The organism is Streptomyces sp. NPDC023481 (assembly GCF_055560195.1).
Genome location: NZ_JBVHJE010000015.1, coordinates 201,823 through 217,316, shown reverse-complemented (window position 1 = coordinate 217,316; position 15,494 = coordinate 201,823). Strand labels below are relative to the sequence as shown.

The 15,494-nt window shown below is 70.3% G+C and carries 17 protein-coding genes and 1 pseudogene; 5 read left to right on the top strand and 13 right to left on the bottom strand.

Translation table 11 applies throughout. The features are described 5' to 3' along the window. Positions 1-25 precede the first annotated feature (25 nt). Together cseB and cseC are read left to right on the top strand one after the other, a co-directional pair. Complete coding sequence (gene cseB, locus ACZ3ZD_RS27335) at positions 26-727, top strand: two-component system response regulator CseB (RefSeq protein ID WP_467402508.1); 702 nt, start codon at positions 26-28, stop codon at positions 725-727. Positions 728-740: 13 nt separating this feature from the next. Continuing rightward, the gene (cseC, locus tag ACZ3ZD_RS27330; RefSeq protein ID WP_467402505.1) at positions 741-2,081 is read left to right on the top strand and encodes a two-component system sensor histidine kinase CseC; all 1,341 of its coding nucleotides are present in this window, start codon (positions 741-743) and stop codon (positions 2,079-2,081) included. A gap of 115 nt (positions 2,082-2,196) precedes the next feature. Here cseC and ACZ3ZD_RS27325 read toward each other — a convergent pair. The 4 genes and pseudogenes from ACZ3ZD_RS27325 to ACZ3ZD_RS27310 form a co-directional block, all read right to left on the bottom strand. Then, positions 2,197-2,372, bottom strand: a pseudogene (locus ACZ3ZD_RS27325) (SAM-dependent methyltransferase); the annotation flags it as partial. 47 nt (positions 2,373-2,419) lie between these two features. After that, positions 2,420-2,803 (bottom strand): VOC family protein, encoded by a 384-nt coding sequence (locus ACZ3ZD_RS27320; RefSeq protein ID WP_467402503.1) that lies wholly within the window; start codon positions 2,801-2,803, stop codon positions 2,420-2,422. After that, on the bottom strand, positions 2,800-3,276 hold the full coding sequence (locus ACZ3ZD_RS27315; protein ID WP_467402499.1) for a helix-turn-helix transcriptional regulator: 477 nt from the start codon (positions 3,274-3,276) through the stop codon (positions 2,800-2,802). Before ACZ3ZD_RS27315 ends, ACZ3ZD_RS27320 begins: the two co-directional genes overlap by 4 nt. A 148-nt stretch (positions 3,277-3,424) precedes the next feature. Further along, positions 3,425-4,993: an MDR family MFS transporter gene (locus tag ACZ3ZD_RS27310; RefSeq protein WP_467402573.1), complete on the bottom strand. Its 1,569-nt coding sequence runs from the start codon at positions 4,991-4,993 to the stop codon at positions 3,425-3,427. Between the two features lie 128 nt (positions 4,994-5,121). Between ACZ3ZD_RS27310 and ACZ3ZD_RS27305 the strand changes: the two genes are divergently transcribed. After that, positions 5,122-5,721 carry a TetR/AcrR family transcriptional regulator gene (locus ACZ3ZD_RS27305; protein ID WP_467402494.1) on the top strand — a complete coding sequence of 200 codons (600 nt, stop codon included), beginning with the start codon at positions 5,122-5,124 and terminating at the stop codon, positions 5,719-5,721. A 1-nt stretch (position 5,722) separates the two neighbouring features. On the opposite strand, the gene ACZ3ZD_RS27300 is transcribed toward ACZ3ZD_RS27305, so the two are convergent. Continuing rightward, on the bottom strand, positions 5,723-6,271 hold the full coding sequence (locus ACZ3ZD_RS27300; RefSeq protein ID WP_467402490.1) for a M23 family metallopeptidase: 549 nt from the start codon (positions 6,269-6,271) through the stop codon (positions 5,723-5,725). A 454-nt stretch (positions 6,272-6,725) separates the two neighbouring features. On the opposite strand from ACZ3ZD_RS27300, the gene ACZ3ZD_RS27295 reads away from it, so the two are divergent. Next, positions 6,726-7,328 (top strand): HAD family acid phosphatase, encoded by a 603-nt coding sequence (locus ACZ3ZD_RS27295; RefSeq protein ID WP_467402485.1) that lies wholly within the window; start codon positions 6,726-6,728, stop codon positions 7,326-7,328. A gap of 93 nt (positions 7,329-7,421) precedes the next feature. Here ACZ3ZD_RS27295 and ACZ3ZD_RS27290 read toward each other — a convergent pair whose 3' ends face one another. Continuing rightward, positions 7,422-9,947 (bottom strand): ATP-dependent Clp protease ATP-binding subunit, encoded by a 2,526-nt coding sequence (locus tag ACZ3ZD_RS27290; RefSeq protein WP_467402481.1) that lies wholly within the window; start codon positions 9,945-9,947, stop codon positions 7,422-7,424. 447 nt (positions 9,948-10,394) lie between these two features. Between ACZ3ZD_RS27290 and ACZ3ZD_RS27285 the strand changes: the two genes are divergently transcribed. Next, on the top strand, positions 10,395-11,051 hold the full coding sequence (locus ACZ3ZD_RS27285; protein WP_467402477.1) for an SCO3374 family protein: 657 nt from the start codon (positions 10,395-10,397) through the stop codon (positions 11,049-11,051). Here the strand turns inward: ACZ3ZD_RS27285 and ACZ3ZD_RS27280 are convergent. The 7 genes from ACZ3ZD_RS27280 to nadC form a co-directional block, all read right to left on the bottom strand. Continuing rightward, entirely contained in the window at positions 11,030-11,365 is a 336-nt protein-coding gene (locus ACZ3ZD_RS27280; protein ID WP_467402475.1) for a histone-like nucleoid-structuring protein Lsr2, read from the bottom strand. The genes ACZ3ZD_RS27285 and ACZ3ZD_RS27280 overlap by 22 nt on opposite strands. 205 nt (positions 11,366-11,570) lie before the next feature. Then, entirely contained in the window at positions 11,571-12,104 is a 534-nt protein-coding gene (locus ACZ3ZD_RS27275) for an amino-acid N-acetyltransferase (RefSeq protein ID WP_467402472.1), read from the bottom strand. Between the two features lie 9 nt (positions 12,105-12,113). Further along, positions 12,114-12,536 (bottom strand): BlaI/MecI/CopY family transcriptional regulator, encoded by a 423-nt coding sequence (locus ACZ3ZD_RS27270; RefSeq protein ID WP_467402571.1) that lies wholly within the window; start codon positions 12,534-12,536, stop codon positions 12,114-12,116. A 151-nt stretch (positions 12,537-12,687) separates the two neighbouring features. Next, entirely contained in the window at positions 12,688-12,867 is a 180-nt protein-coding gene (locus ACZ3ZD_RS27265; RefSeq protein WP_467402470.1) for a hypothetical protein, read from the bottom strand. A 60-nt stretch (positions 12,868-12,927) separates the two neighbouring features. Further along, positions 12,928-13,548, bottom strand: a complete 621-nt coding sequence (locus ACZ3ZD_RS27260; RefSeq protein WP_467402568.1) for a hypothetical protein — start codon at positions 13,546-13,548, stop codon at positions 12,928-12,930. 154 nt (positions 13,549-13,702) lie between these two features. After that, entirely contained in the window at positions 13,703-14,500 is a 798-nt protein-coding gene (locus ACZ3ZD_RS27255; protein ID WP_030342725.1) for a type III pantothenate kinase, read from the bottom strand. A 5-nt stretch (positions 14,501-14,505) separates the two neighbouring features. Continuing rightward, positions 14,506-15,483, bottom strand: a complete 978-nt coding sequence (gene nadC / locus ACZ3ZD_RS27250; protein WP_467402466.1) for a carboxylating nicotinate-nucleotide diphosphorylase — start codon at positions 15,481-15,483, stop codon at positions 14,506-14,508. Positions 15,484-15,494 lie beyond the last annotated feature (11 nt).

The window sequence follows — 15,494 nt, the reverse complement described above, 5'->3', positions numbered from 1 at the left end:
CACCACGAGGACTGAGAGCACCGGGATGGCAGACCAGACCCACGTCCTGTTCGTCGAGGACGACGACGTCATCCGCGAGGCCACCCAGCTCGCCCTGGAGCGGGACGGCTTCGCGGTCACCGCCATTCCCGACGGCCTGTCGGGACTGGAGGCGTTCCGGGCGAACCGACCCGACATCGCGCTGCTGGACGTCATGGTGCCGGGCCTGGACGGGGTCAGCCTGTGCCGCCGGATCCGGGACGAGTCGACCGTGCCGGTGATCATGCTGTCGGCGCGCGCCGACTCCATCGACGTCGTGCTGGGTCTGGAGGCGGGCGCCGACGACTATGTGACCAAGCCCTTCGACGGGGCCGTGCTGGTCGCCCGGATCCGCGCGGTGCTGCGGCGCTTCGGGCACGCCGGCGGGTCCGCGCAGGACGGGTCCGCCGCCGAGGTCGGCGGTGGCACGCTGGTCTTCGGCGACCTGGAGATCGACACCGATGGCATGGAGGTGCGCCGGGCCGGACGGCCGGTGGCCCTGACGCCGACCGAGATGCGGCTGCTGCTGGAGTTCTCCTCCGCGCCGGGGACCGTGCTCTCCCGCGACAAGCTGCTGGAACGCGTGTGGGACTACGGCTGGGGCGGTGACACCCGGGTCGTGGACGTGCATGTGCAGCGGCTGCGGCAGAAGATCGGCCAGGACCGGATCGAGACGGTCCGCGGCTTCGGTTACAAGCTGAAGGCCTGAGCGGAGCGGCGGCATGCGGGGGAATTGGCGGCACCCGGTCCGGCGCATGGAGCGCGTGGGCCTGCGGACCGGGCTCAGATGGAAGGTCAGCGCGGCGATCGCGCTGGTGGCCGGGCTGGTGGCGATCGTGCTGAGCCTGGTCGTGCACAACGCGGCCCGTGTCTCGATGCTCGACAACGCGCGCGAGCTGGCCAACGACCGGGTCCTGATGGCCCAGCGCAACTACGAGCTGAACCGGGGTCGGGTCTTTCCCTACATCAAGATCGACGACCCGGAGCTGCCGGCCGCGCTGCGCGAGAAGGTCGAGCGGGGGCGCCGGGCCAGCGACGTCTCCGAGCACGACGGGGCGGCGGACATCTGGGCGGCCGTACCGGTGAAGGACGGGCACGTACTGTCCCTGCACAGCCATCTGCCGGACCGCAGCACCGACATGCTCGCGGACCTGGACCAGGCCCTGGTCATCGGCTCGGTCGCGGTGGTGCTCGGCGGCAGCGCGCTGGGGGTGCTGATCGGCGGGCAGCTGTCCCGCCGGCTGCGCAAGGCGGCGGACGCGGCGACCCAGGCCGCCAACGGCGAGACCGACATCCGGGTGCAGGAGGCCATCGGCGGGGTCGTCCGGGACGAGACCGACGAGCTCGCGCGCGCCGTGGACGCCATGGCGGACGCGTTGCGCCAGCGCCTGGAGGCCGAGCGGCGGGTCACCGCCGACATCGCGCACGAGCTGCGCACCCCGGTGACGGGCCTGCTCACGGCCGCCGAGCTGCTGCCGCCGGGCCGGCCCACGGAACTGGTCCTGGACCGGGCCAAGGCCCTGCGCACCCTGGTCGAGGACGTCCTGGAGGTGGCCCGGCTGGACGGCGCCTCGGAGCGGGCGGAGCTGCAGGACATCATGCTCGGCGAGTTCGTCGCGCGCCGGGTCGCGGCCAAGGGTCCCGACGTGACCGTGCGGGTGGTGCACGAGTCGGAGGTCACCACCGATCCGCGACGGCTGGAGCGGGTGCTGTTCAACCTGCTCGCCAACGCCGCCCGGCACGGCCGGCCTCCCGTGGAGGTGACCGTGGAGGGCCGGGTCATCCGGGTACGCGACCACGGCCCCGGCTTCCCGGAGGAGCTGCTCGCCGAGGGTCCGAGCCGGTTCCGCACCGGCAGCGTGCACCGCGCCGGGCAGGGCCACGGGCTCGGGCTGACCATCGCGGCGGGGCAGGCCCGGGTGATGGGCGCCCGCCTGACGTTCCGCAACGTACGCCCCGCGGGCGCGCCCCCCGGCATCCCCGCGGAGGGCGCGGTAGCCGTCCTGTGGCTGCCGGAACACGCCCCCACCAACACGGGCAGCTACCCGATGCTGCCGGCGTAGGGCACGGGCTGCACCGACCAGTCCCCGGCCAGCAGCACCGACCAGTCCCCGGCAGCAGCACCGACCATGCCCGGGCGGGCCGCGCAGGCCAGCCCCGCGGGCCGCGCCGGGGCCGGGTCGCCCGCTCGTCCATGTCCGGCCGGGAAGGCCAGTCGTCGCCGGGGTCCGCCAGTCGCAGCCCGACCTCGTCCTCGATCACTGCGGCGGCGGATCGGCCCGCAGGTGCAGCGCCCGCCACAGCGCGGTCCGTACCGCCGTGTGGTCCGGCTCCGCGGCCGGCCGCGCGGTCACCCGAAGTCCTTGGAGAAGTCCAGCTCCTCGCTGCGCTGGGTCAGCGACTACCAGTTGCCGCTGTCGTCGCGGAAGATCGCCTCGATGCCGTACGGCCGCTCCTTCGGCTCCTGGACGAACTCCACCCCGCGTGCCGCGAACGTCGCGTAGTCCCCCCGGCAGTCGTCGGTGTGGAACGCCCCCGCGCCCAGGACCCCCTTGGCGACCAGCTTCTTCAGCGCCTCGGCGGACTCGGGGTCCAGGCCCGGCCCGTCCAGGCTCATCAGCGCCAGCTCCAGGCCGGGCTGGTCCTCGGCACCGACGGTGATCCAGCGCATGTCGCCCAGGGCGAGGTCGTTGCGCACCTCGAAGCCCAGCTTCTCGGTGAAGAAGGCCTTCGTCCGCTGCTGGTCGGTGGTCCACACGGTGCTGATGGCCAGGCCTTTGATCATGGCTGCGCTCTCCTGTCGCGGGGCTGCTGTTCCTGCTCGTCACCGTAGGCAGGACCGGGCGGAGTGCGCTTCTTCGATGTTGCGGAGTGGAAACCGCCGGCCCAGAGCATGGCGTAACAGCCCGGTATGAGGGCGGCGCCGCGGCCGGTGTGCCGCGTCCGGTACGCGCTCGGGCTGAGGCCGGTGCGGGCCTTGAAGCGGGCGGAGAACGTGCCGAGGCTGCTGAAGCCGACCAGGGTGCAGATCTCGGTCACCGTGAGATCGGCGCCGCGCAGCAGTTCCTCGGCGCGCTCGATCCGCCGGTGCGTCAGGTACTGGCCGGGTGTCTCGCCGTACGCCTCCTTGAAGGCGCGCAGGAAGTGGTACCGCGAGTACCCGGCGTGGGCCGCCGCCACCTCCAGGTCGAGGCTCGGGTCGGCCCAGTCCCGGTCCATGGCGTCCTTGGCCAGACGCAGACGGCGGATCCTGTCCATGTGCCGATGGTGACACGGGGGTCTGACAACGGGCCCGCACCGGCGCCGACCAGCGCGGACGCCGGGCACGCCGCAGTCGACGGGGCGGCGGGGAACGGCCGGGGGCCCCGGTGGCGGACACCCGCCGGGGCCCTCGGGTCCGGGTGGCTCAGAGGGCCTCGACCATGGCCTGCGGGGCCGGGTCGGCACCCTCGGCGGCGGCCTTCGGACCGCCCCGGAGCGGGACCTCCTTGACGAACAGGGCCGCGATCAGCACGATCACCGCGATCACGGCACCGAGCAGGAACGCCGAGTGCGTGCCCGAGGACACCGCGTGCTGGTAGGCCTCGCGGGCCGCGGCCGGCAGCTTCTGCAGGCTCTTGGCGTCCAGCTGCGCCGACTGCTCGGTGATGTTCCGGCCCAGCGCGCCGGCCCGCTCGGCCATGACGTCCTGCACCCGGTGGTTGAACAGGGCGCCCATGATGGCCACGCCGAAGGAGGAGCCGAGGGTACGGAACAGGGTGGCCGAGGAGGACGCCACGCCCATGTCCTTCATCTCCACGCTGTTCTGCGCGACCAGCATGGTGATCTGCATCAGACAGCCCATGCCCGCGCCGACGATCGCCATGTAGACGCCGGAGGTCAGCCGGGTCGTGCCGGTGTCCATGAGGGACAGCAGGTACAGGCCGACGATCATCAGGACACCGCCGACGATCGGGAAGATCTTGTACCGGCCGCTGCCGGTCGTGACCCGCCCGGCGACCATCGAGGTCACGAGCATCGCGCCGAGCATCGGCAGGAGCAGCAGACCGGAGTTGGTCGCGGAGGCGCCCTGCACGGCCTGCTGGTACAGCGGCAGGAACAGGGTGGCGCCGAACATCACGAAGCCGGTGATGAAGCCGATGACCGACATCAGGGTGAAGTTGCGGCTCCTGAAGATGTGCAGCGGCAGGACCGGCTCGGCGGCCCTGGTCTGCCAGAACACGAACCCGACCAGCGCGGCCACGCCGATGCCGATCAGCTCCATGATCCGCGCGGAGGTCCAGGCGTACTCGGTGCCGCCCCAGGTGGTGACCAGCACGATGGAGGTGATGCCGACGGTCAGCAGGACGACGCCCAGGTAGTCGATGCCGGCCTTGGACCGCTTGCGCGGCAGGTGCAGTACGGCGGTGACCAGCGCGAGGGCGACCGCGCCCAGCGGCAGGTTGATGTAGAAGGCCCAGCGCCAGCCCCAGTTGTCGGTGATGGTGCCGCCGACCAGCGGGCCGCCGATCATCGCCAGCGCCATGACGCCGGCCATCATGCCCTGGTACTTGCCCCGCTCCCGCGGCGGTATCAGGTCGCCGATGATCGCCATGACGCCCACCATCAGACCGCCGGCGCCGAGGCCCTGCACGGCCCGGAACCCGATGAGCTGGCCCATGTCCTGGGCCATGCCGCTCAGCGCCGAGCCGATGAGGAAGATCACGATCGAGCTGAGGAAGGCGCCCTTGCGGCCGTACATGTCGCCGATCTTGCCCCAGACCGGGGTGGAGGCCGCGGTGGCCAGGGTGTACCCGGTGACGACCCAGGAGAGGTGTTCCAGGCCGCCCAGTTCGCCCACGATCGTGGGCATCGCCGTCCCCACGATCATGTTGTCGAGCATCGCGAGCATCATCGCGATCATGAGCGCGAGCAGCACCACTCGCACGCTGCGGGGCGGTTTGCCCTCGGTGGTGGTTTCGACCGTGTCCGCCATCATCTTCCCGTTTCCCCCTGCGCCAAGCACTTACTTGCCGCCCGGCTAGTCCTCACTACACTGGGACGGTAGACGCGCTACTAGCCGGGCGTCAAGTAAGTTTCCGCGGGAGCGCGAGGAGTACGAGGATGGGCCTCACCATGGACGGCACCAAACAGCAGCGCCGCGGCAACACCCGCCAGCGCATCCAGGACGTGGCGCTCGAACTCTTCGCCGAGCAGGGCTACGAGAAGACCTCCCTGCGCGAGATCGCCGAGCGTCTGGACGTCACGAAAGCGGCCCTGTACTACCACTTCAAGACGAAGGAAGAGATCACCGTCAGCCTCTTCGAGGACCTGACGAAGCCGATCCTGGAACTGATCGACTGGGGCCGGGGCCAGCCGCACACGCTGGAGACGAAGCAGGAGATCATCCGCCGCTACAGCGAGGCGCTCCAGGGTGCGGAGCCGCTGTTCCGCTTCATGCAGGAGAACCAGGCGACGGTACGGGAACTGCGCATCGGCGACACGTTCAAGGACCGGATGCGCGGCCTGCGGGACATCCTCATCGACCCGGAGACGGACCTGGTCGACCAGGTCCGCTCCGTCAGCGCGATGTTCACGCTGCACGCCGGGATGTTCGTGATGCAGGACATCGAAGGCGACCCCGGGAAGAAGCGCGAAGCCGTTCTCGAGGTCGCCCTGGACCTGATCGCACAGGCGCACGAGCACGCCCGCGGGACGGTGTAGGTCAGACCGTCACGCCGTGGGCGCGCAGGAACGCGACCGGGTCGACGGCGGAGCCGTAGTTCGGGGTCGTACGTATCTCGAAGTGCAGGTGCGGACCGGTGGAGTTGCCGGTGGAGCCCGACAGGGCGATGTGCTGGCCGGTCTTCACGATCTGGCCGGGACGGACGTCGATCCGGGACAGGTGCGCGTACTGCGAGTAGGTGCCGTTGCCGTGCTTGATGACGATGGCGTTGCCGTACGCCGGGCCGTCGCCGGCGCCGTTGGGGCCGGCCTTGACGACGGTGCCGCCATGCGCGGCGACGACGTCGGTGCCGGTCGGCACGGCGAAGTCCTGACCGCTGTGCTTGGCGACCCAGTGGCTGCCGGCCTGCGCGAAGCCGGCCGAGAGCGAGTAGTTCTTCACCGGGTCGATCCAGGCGGCGGGCGCGGCGGCGGCGCTCGCGACCCCGGTACCCAGCACGGCCGCGGCGCCGATTCCGGCAGCCAGGGCGGTCACGCGGGCACGGAGCGAGGACGGGCGGGAAGAGCGGGACGTGAAGCGCTGGAACATCGGTACCTCGTGGACTCGGGAGCAGGTCGTCCACCCGGCGCACAGACGTCCGGGGGAGACGTCCGGCCTGGCGACCAATCCTTGGTAACCGACCACCCGATCCCGCCCAAAACGGCCCATCTACGGCGAGAGGCCGTAGATGACCGTGAAACCAATCGTTTTCTTGACAGCCTCCACCCTCCGGCCAACTGGCCCGCACGCTGGCCTTCTTGTGTGCGAGGCTCCGGGGTAAACATCCCTCTTTGTCCCGTTTTACCCGCCTATCACATCCCACTATCCCGTCTAGTACCGGACATTTCGCCTGTGCCCCTTATCACCGGTGACCCGGACCGACGATCACAGAAATGTGATGCGCACCTCTAGGCACCTACCGTCCAGTAACCCTACGGTTCCCCTCGCGCCATCCTCGCCTCAGATCATGCCCCTGACATTCAGAGCCGCGAGAGGACCACCGATGACCAGACGCCCCTGGGCGCGCCGCATGTCCGTGACCGCCGTCTGCGTGGCCGCCCTGACCGCGACGGCCGCCCCGGCCGAGGCGGCGACCGCGAGCACCTCCTCCGCGAAGGTCGACTACGCCACCTGGCAGAAGGACTGCCAGGCCGTCATGGACCAGGCCCTGCCGTACCTGAAGGACCGCATCGCCGCCGCCCGCCCCGGCGAGAGGCAGGCGATCGTCCTCGACATCGACAACACCACGCTGGAGACCGACTACGGCTTCAGCTACCCCCAGCCGGCCAACAGGCCCGTCCTGGACGTCGCCCGGTACGCCCAGGAGCACGGCGTCTCCCTCTTCTTCGTCACCGCCCGGCCCGGCGTCCTGTACTGGCCCACCGAGTACAACCTCGAACACGACGGCTACGACGTCTCCGGCCTCCACGTCCGCGGCCTGCTCGACCTCTTCAAGGACGTCGCCGCCTACAAGACCGCCCAGCGCGTCGACATCGAGAACGACTACACGATCATCGCCAACATCGGCAACAGCGCCACCGACCTGTCCGGCGGGCACGCCGAGAAGACCTTCAAACTGCCCGACTACGACGGACAGTTGTCGTAGGACCGGACCCCGGCGCGGAACCGCCCCGGGAACGCCGAAGGGGCCGGTGCCCGAAGGCACCGGCCCCTCACGCTCGGCCGCCGAGCAGGAGGCTTACGCGTCCTTGCTCAGGTTGGGCCCTGCCCCACCCGCGGCCTGCTCGATCGGCGGGACGTCCGGCAGCGCCGACTTCTCCTCACCCCGGAAGGTGAAGGTGGCGGTGTCGCCCTCGCCCTCGGTGTCCACGACCACGATGTGACCGGGACGCAGCTCGCCGAAGAGGATCTTCTCCGACAGCGAGTCCTCGACCTCGCGCTGGATCGTGCGGCGCAGCGGACGCGCGCCCAGCACCGGGTCGTAACCCTTCTTCGCCAGCAGCTCCTTGGCGGACTGGGACAGCTCGATGCCCATGTCCCGGTCCTTCAGGCGCTCGTCCACCTTGCCGATCATCAGATCGACGATCCGGAGGATGTCGGCCTGCGTCAGCTGCGGGAAGACGACCACGTCGTCGACGCGGTTGAGGAACTCGGGGCGGAAGTGCTGCTTCAGCTCGTCCGACACCTTGTTCTTCATGCGCTCGTAGTTGGTCTTCGTGTCACCCGAGGCCGCGAAGCCCAGGTTGAAGCCCTTGGAGATGTCCCGGGTGCCGAGGTTGGTCGTCATGATGATGACCGTGTTCTTGAAGTCCACGACCCGGCCCTGGGAGTCGGTCAGCCGACCGTCCTCCAGGATCTGCAGCAGCGAGTTGAAGATGTCCGGGTGGGCCTTCTCCACCTCGTCGAAGAGGACGACGGAGAACGGCTTGCGGCGCACCTTCTCGGTCAGCTGGCCGCCCTCCTCGTAGCCCACGTATCCGGGGGGCGAACCGAAGAGACGCGACACCGTGTGCTTCTCGCTGAACTCCGACATGTCGAGGGAGATCAGCGCGTCCTCGTCACCGAAGAGGAACTCGGCGAGCGCCTTGGACAGCTCGGTCTTACCGACACCGGACGGGCCGGCGAAGATGAACGAACCACCCGGACGCTTGGGGTCCTTCAGACCCGCGCGCGTACGGCGGATCGCCTTCGACAGCGCCTTGACGGCGTCGTTCTGGCCGATGACCCGCTTGTGCAGCTCCTCCTCCATGCGGAGCAGGCGGCTGGACTCCTCCTCGGTCAGCTTGAAGACCGGGATGCCGGTGGCCGTGGCGAGGACCTCGGCGATCAGCTCGCCGTCGACCTCGGCGACGACGTCCATGTCGCCGGCCTTCCACTCCTTCTCCCGCTTGGCCTTGGCGGCCAGGAGCTGCTTCTCCTTGTCGCGCAGGGAGGCGGCCTTCTCGAAGTCCTGCGAGTCGATCGCGGACTCCTTGTCCCGGCGGACGGCGGCGATCTTCTCGTCGAACTCGCGCAGGTCCGGCGGAGCGGTCATCCGGCGGATGCGCATCCGGGAACCGGCCTCGTCGATCAGGTCGATCGCCTTGTCCGGCAGGAAGCGGTCCGAGATGTACCGGTCGGCCAGGGTGGCCGCCTGGACCAGAGCCTCGTCCGTGATGGAGACGCGGTGGTGCGCCTCGTACCGGTCGCGCAGGCCCTTGAGGATCTCGATCGTGTGCGGCAGGGACGGCTCGGCGACCTGGATCGGCTGGAAGCGGCGCTCCAGGGCCGCGTCCTTCTCCAGGTGCTTGCGGTACTCGTCCAGCGTGGTCGCGCCGATGGTCTGCAGCTCACCACGGGCCAGCATCGGCTTCAGGATGGAGGCCGCGTCGATGGCGCCCTCGGCGGCACCCGCACCGACCAGCGTGTGCAGCTCGTCGATGAACAGGATGATGTCGCCGCGGGTGCGGATCTCCTTGAGGACCTTCTTCAGGCGCTCCTCGAAGTCACCCCGGTAGCGGGAGCCGGCGACCAGGGCGCCGAGGTCCAGCGTGTAGAGGTGCTTGTCCTTGAGGGTCTCGGGCACCTCGCCCTTGACGATGGCCTGGGCGAGGCCCTCGACGACGGCGGTCTTGCCGACGCCGGGCTCACCGATCAGCACCGGGTTGTTCTTCGTACGGCGGGACAGCACCTGCATGACCCGCTCGATCTCCTTCTCGCGCCCGATCACCGGGTCGAGCTTGGACTCGCGAGCGGCCTGGGTGAGGTTCCGGCCGAACTGGTCCAGGACGAGGGAGGTCGAAGGCGTGCCCTCGGCCGGCCCGCCCGCGGCGGCGGTCTCCTTGCCCTGGTAACCGGAGAGCAGCTGGATGACCTGCTGCCGCACCCGGTTGAGGTCTGCACCCAGCTTGACCAGGACCTGGGCGGCGACGCCCTCGCCCTCGCGGATCAGGCCGAGCAGGATGTGCTCCGTGCCGATGTAGTTGTGGCCCAGCTGAAGGGCCTCGCGGAGCGACAGCTCCAGGACCTTCTTGGCACGGGGGGTGAAGGGGATGTGGCCGGACGGGGCCTGCTGGCCCTGGCCGATGATCTCCTCCACCTGCTGGCGGACCGCCTCAAGCGAAATGCCGAGGCTCTCCAGGGCCTTAGCGGCGACACCTTCGCCCTCGTGGATGAGACCCAGGAGGATGTGCTCGGTGCCGATGTAGTTGTGGTTGAGCATCCGGGCTTCTTCCTGAGCCAGGACGACAACCCGCCGCGCGCGGTCGGTGAACCTCTCGAACATCGTTAATCGCTCCTCAGAGCGGTCAGGCAGTGGGGGGAACTTCCCCTCCCTGTCCTTCCGCAGCTTAGTCCCGCAAGCGGGGACCGCTCATTCCAACTGCCGACACCGTCGATGGCCTCCTGACCGTGTGCGCCGACATCTGCTCCAACCCGATGGTGCGAGACGATGTTCCCGCAGGCCAGACAGTTACCCCAGTCGCCAGTACGCCGATGGCGAACGTGAGACGGCCCGTCCTGCGTGTCGCCCCCTCCCACTAGGCATGTCTTACCCGCTGGGACGGACACTCCATGCGGCGCGCCCCGGATCCCTCCGCTATGGGCGAACAACCTTGCGTCTCCCCGAGCCCCCTCGCGCCCCGGATTCCGGCACGCAGCGCAGCCGACGGGCCACCCAGCGTAACCCGGTGGGTGATCCCGCGTTGCACTGGGCATGGTTGGCTCGGTCTCCATGACCTCCACGGTCCCCCTTCCTCGCCGGCCCCTCGACCCGGACGCACCGGTCGCCGGTGATCCCCACGCCGGCCCGGACGCCCGGACCCGGCACTGGTACGAGAACGAACTGGGCTGGCCGACCGTGCCCGGACGGCCGTTGCGGCTGCTCACGGGGGTGCTCTTCGACGTGCTGGACGTGCCGGCCGAGGCGGGCGCGCGGGCGCTGCGGCATCTCGCGCCGGGGTCCCCGGTGGCCCTGCGGGGCGACCGGATGGAGCTGCTGGTGGCCGCGGGCGGCGCGGAGGAGCTGCCCGGGCTGCTGGACTGGCTGGAATGGGGCGCCGTACGCCTGGACCTGCGGGTCCTCGGGGCGGGCGACACCCTGGAGGCACCGCTCGTCTTACGGCCCGTACGGGCCCGTTCCGTCCCGTGTGACGCCGTGCAGGGGGCCGCCGTGTGGCTGCGACCCCCTGAGCCTGGACGCGAGGTCGAGGCCTCGCTGCCGGTCATGCCGGCCATGCCGGCCGTATCCCCCGTGGGGCGCGAGGGGAGCGCCCCCGATCTCGTGCGACTGGTGGACACGGTGGCAGCGCACTGTCACCGGGTCCGGCTGCGGCGCGCGTGCGCCGGACACCCCGCCGACCGGCGGGATCAGCCGTTGGCCTTCTCGTAGGCCTCGCGGATGGACGCGGGAACCCGGCCGCGGTCGTTGACCTCGTAACCGTTCTCCTTGGCCCACGCGCGGATCGCCGCGGTGTCCTGATTGCCGCCGGAAGCGGCACGCGCCTTTCCGCGCCCGCCGGAGGAGCGGCCACCGGTACGGCGCCCACCCTTCACATAGGGATCAAGAACGCTGCGCAGCTTGTCCGCATTGGCAGTCGTGAGGTCGATCTCGTACGTCTTGCCGTCCAGCGCGAACGTCACGGTCTCGTCCGCCTCGCCGCCGTCGAGGTCGTCGACAAGAAGGACCTGAACCTTCTGTGCCACCGCATTTCCTTTCATCGAAAACGTTGAGGACCCAGGGGGTGTGCGGCGTCCGCCGTTTCGCCGCCCCTGTTATATGCAGTACTGCAGTACGTCGGAAAGCAAACCGCTTTTGCCGGAAAAACACAAACCCTCGGGAGTGACCCGGCGGACCGCGCGCGCCCGGAAACATACGCGTTTCGGACATAGGGCACCGGGGCAATGACGATCACAGATGCAGAAGCATCCGACTGTTGCCCAAGGTGTTCGGCTTCACTCGTTCGAGACCCAGGAACTCCGCGACGCCCTCGTCATAGGAACGCAACAGCTCGGCGTACACATCGGTGTCGACCGGTGTCTCGCCGATCTCCACGAAGCCGTGCTTCCCGAAGAAGTCGACTTCGAAGGTCAGGCAGAAAACCCGGCGAACGCCGAGCCAGCGCGCGGTCTCCAGCAACTTCTCCAGCAACCGGTGGCCGACGCCGGCGCCCTTGAGGCCGGGCTTCACCGCCAGAGTGCGGACTTCCGCGAGGTCCTCCCACATGACGTGCAGCGCGCCGCAGCCGACCACCTCGGCGTTGTCGTCGCGTTCCGCGACCCAGAACTCCTGGATGTCCTCGTAAAGGGTGACCATGGCTTTGTCGAGCAGGATGCGGTCACGGACGTAGGCGTCGAGGAGACGGCGCACGACCGGGACATCGCCGGTCCGGGCCCGCCGGACGGTGATGGCTTTTGCGGAGACTTCGGGACGCTCTGCTGACATGAGCGGACGCTATCGCCCGGCCGCGTCCTCTGCCGAGCCGGGGTTCTCCTCTTGCCGGGCCGCGGGGGCTTCGCGGGTTTCTTCCGGGCCCTGGACGATGCGTACGGCGTCCCTGAGGGCCTGGCGCTGTTCCTCGCTCATCATGCCGAAGAAGGCGACGAGAGCGGCGGCGGGGTTGTCGCTCTGCGACCAGGCGTCGTTCATCAGGGCGGCGGCGTACGCGGCGCGTGTCGACACGGCCTCATATCGATAGGCCCGGCCTTCCGCCTCACGACGGACCCAGCCCTTCTGATGGAGATTGTCCAAAACCGTCATCACGGTGGTGTACGCGATGGAGCGTTCCTGCTGCAGGTCTTCCAGGACTTCCCGAACGGTCACCGGGCGGTTCCACTTCCACACCCGCGTCATGACCGCGTCTTCGAGTTCTCCCAATGGGCGAGGCACACCTCAGAACAATAGTGGGAGATCCCGGCAATGGCGTGCCGGACGTGCGCTAGAGCTACAAACACGAACAAAAAGGGCGCACGACGGGCACAGCCGGCCGGGATGCCGGCCGGGGTGTGCGGGAGCCCCGCGGGCCGCGTCAGGCGTCGCCGGTGGCGGAGGCCTTGGGCGCACCCTCCACGCGCGCGAGAGCGGCGTCGACGGCGGCGTCCTCCTTGGCCTTGGCCGCCCCGCCCTGGGTCTTCACGATCACCCTGACCACACCGATGAAGAACACGGCCATGACGACCGGGGGCACGAGCGCGGAGACGTAGTCCATGCCCCCAGAGTAGCCACGGCACCCCGGGCGAACGCCCCGGGGGCACACGAATCACCCGTGTCAGCCCGCGGCCAGCCGGCGGGGCGGCGGGGGCGTGGGCCTGCGGCGCGGGAAGACCTCGCCCGGCGTCGGGATGGGCCGCTCCGGCGCCGTCGGCTCCGCGGGGGCCGGTGCCGGCTTCTCCGCGGGCTCCTGCGGGGCCTCCGACGGCTCCTCGGGCTCTCCGTCGCCGGGGGCGCCCGCGCCGCCCGCGAGGGCCAGCAGGCGCGTCCGCGCGGGCGGCACCGCGGGCGCCGGCACCTTCCGCGCGCCCTGCGCGAAGCGGGCCCGCACGTCCTGTTCGGCCAGCACCCGGCAGCGGTCCAGCAGCGCCGCCGCCCCGGGGTTCCCGCGCAGCGCCCGCAGCGCGGCGAGGTCGTCCGGTGCCGGCCGGTACCCGGCCCCGAGCGCCTCCTCCAGGAGGGTCAGGTACCCGACGACGGTGCCCGGCAGGGCGGCCCGGTAGCGGTCCAGGTCGGCCACCAGGAAGGCGCGCAGCCTGGCCCCCTCGCACATCGCCTCGTCGAGCGACTCGGCGAGCCGGAAACAGTCCTGCACGTCCTCGGCGGAGACGTGGCCGGGGTGGAGGGCGAGGGCGAGGGCACGGCGGAGCACACGCAGCTCCTCCGCGCCGAACGCCATGCCGCCGCGGGATCCGTATGGCGTGGGCATGCGGCGACGCTACCGACTAATCGGACAAAAGCGAGTAATCCGGATGTTGATTCGCCGCGTGTCGTTCCGGGTTTCCCTCGTCCGGTGCCACCGGCACGGGCCCGCGCCCGCGCCGGTGCGGCCCTCACAGCCGCGAGACGTTCCGCTCGTACACCAGGCGCAGCCCGATCAGCGTCAGCCAGGGCTGGTGCTCGTCGATCACCGAGGACTCCCCCAGCACCATCGGCGCGAGCCCGCCGGTGGCGATCACCGTGACGTCGTCGGGGTCGTCGGCCAGCTCCCGCGCCATCCGGCCGACCACGCCGTCGACCTGCCCGGCGAAGCCGTACACGATGCCCGACTGCATGGCCTCGACGGTGTTCTTGCCGATCACGTTCCTGGGCCTGGCCACCTCGATCTTCCGCAGCTGGGCGGCCTTGACCCCCAGCGCCTCCACCGAGATCTCGATGCCCGGGGCGATGACCCCGCCGACGTACTCCCCGCGCGCGGAGACCGCGTCGAACGTGGTCGCCGTGCCGAAGTCGACGACGATCGCCGGGCCGCCGTACAGCTCGTTCGCCGCGACCGCGTTGATGATGCGGTCGGCGCCGACCTCCTTGGGGTTGTCGAACTGGATCGGCACGCCGGTCTTCACCCCCGGCTCGACCAGCACCGCGGGCACGTCGCCGTAGTACCGCCGGGTGACCTCGCGCAGTTCGTGCAGCACCGACGGCACGGTCGCGCAGATCGCGATGCCGTCGATGCCGTCGCCCAGTTCCTCGCCGAGCAGCGGGTGCATGCCCATCAGGCCCTTGAGCAGCACCGCCAGCTCGTCCGCCGTGCGGCGCGCGTCCGTGGAGATGCGCCAGTGCTCGACGATGTCCTCGCCGTCGAACAGGCCGAGGACGGTGTGCGTGTTGCCGACGTCGATCGTGAGCAGCATGGCCGTTACTCCGCCTCGCGCAGGTCCAGGCCGATGTCCAGGATCGGCGAGGAGTGCGTGAGCGCGCCGACGGCCAGGAAGTCCACGCCGGTCTCGGCGTACGCGCGCGCGTTCGCGAGCGTCAGCCGGCCGGAGGCCTCCAGCAGCGCCCGTCCGCCGACGATGCCGACGGCCTCCTCGCACTCGCCGGGCGTGAAGTTGTCCAGCAGGATCAGGTCGGCGCCCGCGTCCACGACCTCGCGCAGCTGGTGGAGGGTGTCGACCTCGACCTCGATCGGCACCTCGGGGAAGGCCTCCCGTACGGCCTTGAAGGCCTGCGCGACGCCGCCGGCGGCGACCACGTGGTTGTCCTTCACCAGGGCCGCGTCCGAGAGCGACATACGGTGGTTGACGCCCCCGCCGCAGCGGACGGCGAACTTCTCCAGCGACCGCAGGCCCGGGGTGGTCTTGCGGGTGTCCCGCACGCGCGCCCCGGTGCCCTCCAGCGCGACCGCCCACGCGCGCGTGGCGGTCGCGATGCCGGACAGCCGGCACAGGATGTTCAGGGCGCTGCGTTCGGCGGTGAGCAGGTCACGCGTGCGCGTGGTGACCGACAGCAGCTTCTGCCCGGCCTCGATCCGGTCGCCGTCCTCCACGTGCCGCTCGACCTCGAACTCGTCGGTGCAGACCACGGAGAGCACGGCCTCGGCGACCCGCAGGCCGGCCACGACGCCCGCCTCGCGCGCGGTGAAGTCGGCGGTGGCCACCGCGTCCTCGGGGATGGTCGACACGGTCGTCACGTCGACGCCGCCGTCCAGGTCCTCCTGGATGGCGACGTTGGCGATGTCCTCGACCTCGACCGGGTCGAGGCCGGCAGCGGCCAGCAGCTCGGCGAGCGCGGGGTCGAGCCCGCACTCCAGGTACTCCTCGTCACTCTCCGCGCCGCAGGCGCAGCCGTCGCCGCAGCCGGCGGTCGGGACGAGGGGAAGGTCGTCGGTGCTCACGTCTGTCACTG

Excerpts from the sequence above, each read along its gene's own strand:
- cseB (WP_467402508.1), top strand. The coding sequence starts at position 26 with ATGGCAGACCAGACCCACGTCCTGTTCGTCGAGGACGACGACGTCATC.
- cseC (WP_467402505.1), top strand. The coding sequence starts at position 741 with ATGCGGGGGAATTGGCGGCACCCGGTCCGGCGCATGGAGCGCGTGGGC.
- ACZ3ZD_RS27320 (WP_467402503.1), bottom strand. The coding sequence starts at position 2,803 with ATGATCAAAGGCCTGGCCATCAGCACCGTGTGGACCACCGACCAGCAG.
- ACZ3ZD_RS27315 (WP_467402499.1), bottom strand. The coding sequence starts at position 3,276 with ATGGACAGGATCCGCCGTCTGCGTCTGGCCAAGGACGCCATGGACCGG.
- ACZ3ZD_RS27310 (WP_467402573.1), bottom strand. The coding sequence starts at position 4,993 with ATGGCGGACACGGTCGAAACCACCACCGAGGGCAAACCGCCCCGCAGC.
- ACZ3ZD_RS27305 (WP_467402494.1), top strand. The coding sequence starts at position 5,122 with ATGGGCCTCACCATGGACGGCACCAAACAGCAGCGCCGCGGCAACACC.
- ACZ3ZD_RS27300 (WP_467402490.1), bottom strand. The coding sequence starts at position 6,271 with ATGTTCCAGCGCTTCACGTCCCGCTCTTCCCGCCCGTCCTCGCTCCGT.
- ACZ3ZD_RS27295 (WP_467402485.1), top strand. The coding sequence starts at position 6,726 with ATGACCAGACGCCCCTGGGCGCGCCGCATGTCCGTGACCGCCGTCTGC.
- ACZ3ZD_RS27290 (WP_467402481.1), bottom strand. The coding sequence starts at position 9,947 with ATGTTCGAGAGGTTCACCGACCGCGCGCGGCGGGTTGTCGTCCTGGCT.
- ACZ3ZD_RS27285 (WP_467402477.1), top strand. The coding sequence starts at position 10,395 with ATGACCTCCACGGTCCCCCTTCCTCGCCGGCCCCTCGACCCGGACGCA.
- ACZ3ZD_RS27275 (WP_467402472.1), bottom strand. The coding sequence starts at position 12,104 with ATGTCAGCAGAGCGTCCCGAAGTCTCCGCAAAAGCCATCACCGTCCGG.
- ACZ3ZD_RS27265 (WP_467402470.1), bottom strand. The coding sequence starts at position 12,867 with ATGGACTACGTCTCCGCGCTCGTGCCCCCGGTCGTCATGGCCGTGTTC.
- ACZ3ZD_RS27260 (WP_467402568.1), bottom strand. The coding sequence starts at position 13,548 with ATGGCGTTCGGCGCGGAGGAGCTGCGTGTGCTCCGCCGTGCCCTCGCC.
- ACZ3ZD_RS27255 (WP_030342725.1), bottom strand. The coding sequence starts at position 14,500 with ATGCTGCTCACGATCGACGTCGGCAACACGCACACCGTCCTCGGCCTG.